At 53.6% G+C, this 5,206-nt stretch carries 4 protein-coding genes; 3 read left to right on the top strand and 1 reads right to left on the bottom strand.

Translation table 11 applies throughout. From position 1 onward, the window contains the following. Positions 1 to 1,006: carbohydrate kinase family protein (locus AC2VLY_RS11145; RefSeq protein WP_486922289.1), on the top strand; the 1,006-nt coding region annotated here is incomplete at its 5' end. Positions 1,007 to 1,242: 236 nt separating this feature from the next. On the opposite strand, the gene AC2VLY_RS11140 is transcribed toward AC2VLY_RS11145, so the two are convergent. Further along, the gene (locus AC2VLY_RS11140; protein ID WP_193651595.1) at positions 1,243 to 1,629 is read right to left on the bottom strand and encodes a rhodanese-like domain-containing protein; all 387 of its coding nucleotides are present in this window, start codon (positions 1,627 to 1,629) and stop codon (positions 1,243 to 1,245) included. A 211-nt stretch (positions 1,630 to 1,840) separates the two neighbouring features. Here AC2VLY_RS11140 and AC2VLY_RS11135 point away from each other — a divergent pair, with 211 nt between their 5' ends. Both AC2VLY_RS11135 and gpmI read left to right on the top strand, forming a co-directional pair. Continuing rightward, positions 1,841 to 4,327, top strand: a complete 2,487-nt coding sequence (locus tag AC2VLY_RS11135; protein ID WP_193651594.1) for a glycogen/starch/alpha-glucan phosphorylase — start codon at positions 1,841 to 1,843, stop codon at positions 4,325 to 4,327. A gap of 66 nt (positions 4,328 to 4,393) precedes the next feature. After that, on the top strand, positions 4,394 to 5,206 hold an 813-nt coding region (gpmI, locus tag AC2VLY_RS11130; protein WP_486922287.1), incomplete at its 3' end, for a 2,3-bisphosphoglycerate-independent phosphoglycerate mutase.

Below are 5,206 nucleotides of genomic sequence, written 5' to 3'. Positions count from 1 at the left end.
CTGTTTTCAGCAAAAATACCACACCCAACCCAACAATTTGACAAAAACCCAACAAGGAGTTGCCATGTCCACACTCGTCTGCGGATCACTGGCCTTTGATACCATTATGGTGTTTCAGGACCGTTTCAAGGCCCACATCCTGCCTGAGCAGGTACACATGTTGAATGTGTCTTTTACCGTACCGGAAATGCGTCGCGATTTTGGCGGTTGTGCCGGTAACATTGCTTACAATCTCAAGCTGCTGGGAGGAAACCCCGTCATTGCCGGCACCGCCGGTCAGGATTTCACACCCTACCTTGAGCATATCAAACAGCAGGGGCTGGATACCCATCTGATTCGCATCCTCCCTGATCATTACACGGCGCAGGCTTTTATCACCACCGATCTGGACGACAATCAGATCACCGCTTTTCATCCGGGTGCAATGTTTATGGCCCAGGAAAACCATCTGGACGGACAAATCCCCAGCGATGTGCACTGGGCCATTGTCTCACCCGATGGTTTGGGGGCCATGATCCAGCATCTGGAGGACTTGACCCGCGCAGGCATTCCCACACTGTTTGATCCCGGACAGGGACTGCCGCTGTTTGACGCAGCAACCCTGACCCGTCTCATTGATATGGCCGACTATCTGACGGTTAATGACTATGAATGCCAGATGGTTCAGGCTCGTACCGGCTTAAGCGTCGCGGAGTTGCGCCAACGCCTGAAAGCGCTGATCGTCACCAAAGGCGAGCAGGGTTCCATCATCTACCACGAAGACCAGGAAACGCAGATTCCTGCGGCCAAACCCAAGGCAGTACTTGATCCCACCGGTTGCGGCGACGCCTATCGGGCAGGTTTGCTTTACGGCCTTGAACATAATCTGGGCTGGGAAACCAGTGGCAAAATTGCCTCGTTGATGGGCGCCTACAAAATTGAAACGGCTGGCACCCAAAATCATCATTTCACCTGGAGCGAATTCAAAAAACGTTACCAGGAAAATTTTGGAGGCCAGATTGAGTAATTAATGCCGTCGCTTCAATCGGGCCGCTGGCAGCAAGGCTTTGCAGCGACTTTGGCCCGAGCCGTTGTTGTTCTTGGCGAAATCCTGCGCCCGTAAGGAGAGCTGTTTGAGCCCGCAGGGCGAGTTCTCTCCTGACAGCAGGATGAGCCCTAGAACAACAGGCAAGGGACGTTGGAGCAAAAAGCCTTGCTGCCAGCGGCCCGATTGAAGCTCAACGCATATTGAAGCTCAACGCATCAGGTCACAATGGGCTTGTCTTCTGCATCCCAGACATTGATGCCGCCACCCAGGTTATATACCTCGTTAAAACCCATTTCCTGCAAAGTGACGGCAGAAAGTGCGGAACGCGTTCCGCTGTCACAATACAACACCACCACCTGATCCCGCGCCTGGGACAACACCGGGTGGCAATGGCCGTAATCCGGATCAGCAAGGGCTTCCAGATAGCCTCGAGGAACATGAATGGCTTCGGGTAGATGCCCTTCGACAAAAGCATGGGCTTCCCGCACATCCACCAGCACCAAGTCGTCGCGGGTACGCAGCCAGTCTTCCAGAGTATCGCAATCCACTTCACGAATTTGACTCCGAGCACTGCGAATATAATCTGCCAAAGATTTAGCCATGAACGACTCCTTTTCAAAGGGATGAATAACTGACCGGATCTCTGGTCAAATGTATTTTTATCGCCTCAAGATTAGCATCTTTGCCATGCCGATCTGAAATAATGTCCATCCAGGAAATAATCGCCAATCTCGGCACCATAACCCCTTTCAATTCCCCATAACATCATTCTATGATGGGAGTGTCGACCATCCGCACATGAGGAGCCACATCATGCCTGCCAGACGTCCTGCGAAAAACGCCTGTGTCTTACCCCCTCTTGGTATGGATGCCAGCAGCCTGTGCTCCGATACCCGGCATTACCTGTTTCATACCTTGGGTGCGGAAGCAGAAACCGGCTCGAAAATTAATGTATATACCGCGCTATCCATGAGCCTGCGTGATCGCCTGGTAGAACGCTGGAAAAAAACCCAGCAAAAAGTGGCGGAAGAGAAAGGTAAGCGCACTTTTTACCTGTCTCTCGAATTTTTGCTGGGCCGTACCATGGGTAACACCCTGCTCAATCTGGGGCTGGAAGAAGCGGCCGGGACAGTCCTTGAGCAGGAACATCGACAATTGACAGACGTCATTGAGACAGAACCCGATGCGGGTCTGGGGAATGGCGGACTGGGTCGTCTGGCTGCCTGCTTTCTCGATAGTTGTGCGTCACTGGGGCTCCCCGTCACGGGTTATGGCATACGCTACAGTTATGGCATGTTTCGTCAGGAAATTCGGGCGGGCGAGCAGGTCGAAGAACCCGACCACTGGCTGAAAAATGGTTACCCCTGGGAACTGAAACGACCAGAACGCGTGCGTCATATTCATTTTTTCGGGCGCAGCGATGTCTATAAGGATGCTCAGGGCAAATTACATCATCGTTGGGTGGATACCCACGATGTCCTCGCTGTCCCTTATGACATTCCCATACCGGGTTATCGCAATGAGGTCGTCAACACCCTGCGGCTATGGCGCGCCGCCTCCACCGACATATTTGATCTCGGCGAATTCAATGCGGGTGCCTATCCCGAAGCTGTAGCGGCTAAAAATAATGCTGAACATATCAGCATGGTGCTTTATCCCAATGACAGCAGTGAAAATGGCAAGGAACTACGCTTGCGTCAGCAGTATTTTCTGGCCTCAGCCAGTCTTCAGGATGTGATGGCCGACTGGGTCGCTGTACATGGTGAAAATTTTACCCATTTTGCCAAACATCACTGTTTTCAGCTCAACGATACGCATCCCAGTTGCGCAGTGCCGGAACTGATGCGCCTGCTGATGGATGAACATGGCCTGGACTGGGATAGCGCCTGGAAAATCACCAGCCACACCATGGCCTATACCAACCACACCCTGCTTCCAGAGGCTCTGGAACGCTGGCCGGTACGCCTGTTTCGCCAACTCCTGCCACGTCTTCTGGAAATCATTTTTGAAATCAATGGGCGTTTCCTGCAGGAAGTGGCCCGTCGGGCACCAGGGGATAATGCCTTGCTACAACGCCTGTCCATCATCGAGGAAAATGGCGAACAAATGGTCCGCATGGCTCACCTGGCGGTGGTGGGGAGCTTTTCCGTCAACGGCGTAGCCGCACTGCACACGGAACTGCTTTGCGACGAGCTGTTCGCCGACTTCCATAAGCTCTGGCCCCAAAAGTTCAACAACAAAACCAATGGCGTCACGCCCCGGCGCTGGTTGCAATGGGCCAATCCCGCCTTGCGGGAACTGCTTACCGAGCAGATTGGTCCTGACTGGAAGAACGACCTGGATCATCTCAAGGCTCTGGCCCCCTTTGCAGAAGACGCCACGTTCCGCAAACGTTGGGATGCGGTCCGCCAAATCAACAAGGCCCGCCTCGCCAGGCTGGTTTTGGAACAAACCGGCGTGCATTTTATTTCGGGTGCCATGGTCGATACCCAGGTCAAACGCATTCATGAATACAAACGGCAACTGCTCAACGCCCTCCATGTCATTCACCTTTACGATCGCATCAAACGCGGTGAAGGCTCCGAAGTCACCCCGCGTAATGTGCTATTCGCCGGGAAAGCCGCCCCCGGTTATTTCATGGCCAAGCGGATCATCAAACTCATCAACAACATTGCCAACGTGGTCAATCATGATGCCGATACCGCCGGTCGCTTGCGGGTCTGTTTCCTGCCGGACTATCGGGTTTCCCTTATGGAACAGATTTGTGCAGCCACCGATTTGTCCGAGCAAATTTCCACGGCGGGTAAGGAAGCCTCAGGAACCGGCAACATGAAGTTCATGATGAACGGCGCACTGACGATCGGTACGCTGGATGGTGCCAATATTGAAATCCGCGATGCCGTCGGGCCCGAACACTTTTTTCTGTTTGGCCTGAATGCCCAGGAAGTCAGTCAGTTAAGGGGCAACTATCAACCAGAAATTTATTTGCAGGCCGACCACGATCTGCAGAGAGTGATGGACCTCCTGCACAGCGGGTATTTCAATGCCTTTGAACCGGGTATTTTTGATCCCATCATACACACCCTGAATAATCCACATGACCCCTGGATGGTACTGGCCGACTTCACCAGCTATAAGCTGAAACAACAGGAGGCGGCCGCATTGTGGCGTGACCAGACCGAATGGCAGCGTCTGAGTATTTTGAACAGTGCTGCCAGCGGCGTATTTTCCAGCGACCGCACCATTCGGGAATATAATGCGGATATCTGGCATCTCAAACCACTGGTGATGACCCCATGACAGAATTCGCCTGATCTGCTTTAATGCGCCCTTAATTTGTATTCTTTCCCGGTTTAGAGGAAATTGATGGCCCACACACCGCGCCCCGTACTGCTGCTAATCCTGGATGGCTGGGGTTATCGCGAAGATCCCGAAAATAATGCCATTGCCCTGGCCCATACGCCTAACTGGGATGGCTGGTGGCGTAGCCACCCTCATAACCTCCTCAATGCCTCCGGGGCTTCCGTCGGGCTGCCCGGCGGGCAGATGGGTAACAGTGAAGTCGGACATATCAATATCGGGGCCGGACGGGTCGTTTACCAGGAATACGAACGCATCAACCGTGGCATCATGGACGGAAGTTTTTACAAAAACAGCGCACTTTGTGCGGCAGTCGATACGGCCAAAGCTCAGGGCGGAGCGGTCCATATCCTCGGATTACTTTCGGCGGGGGGGGTTCATTCCCACCAAGAACATTTGTTTGCAGCCCTGCGTCTGGCCCGAAGTCGGGGAGCGGAGCGGGTGTATGTACATGCTTTTCTGGATGGACGCGACACCCTACCCCGCTGTGCGGAAAACTCTCTGGAAAAGCTGTCCGCCGAATTAAAAGCCCACGGTGGAGAACTGGCCTCGCTGATTGGTCGGTTTTATGCCATGGATCGGGATCACCGCTGGGATCGGGTACAACAGGCTTATGATTTGCTTACTCTTGGCAAAGGTACCCACTATGCCACGGGTCAGGAGGCGCTGGCGGCCGCTTATGCCCGGGGCGAAAGTGATGAATTTGTTGCCCCCTCACAAATCGGCAGCACACCCATCTGTATTCAGGATCATGACGCCGTCCTGTTCATGAACTTTCGTTCTGATCGCGCCCGGCAGATTACCCGCCCCTTCATTGAG

The sequence above is a fragment of the Acidithiobacillus sp. TH-A36 genome (assembly GCF_057473445.1).
Note: the sequence above shows the minus strand (reverse complement) of the source record. Positions and strands in the feature narration are given on the sequence as shown.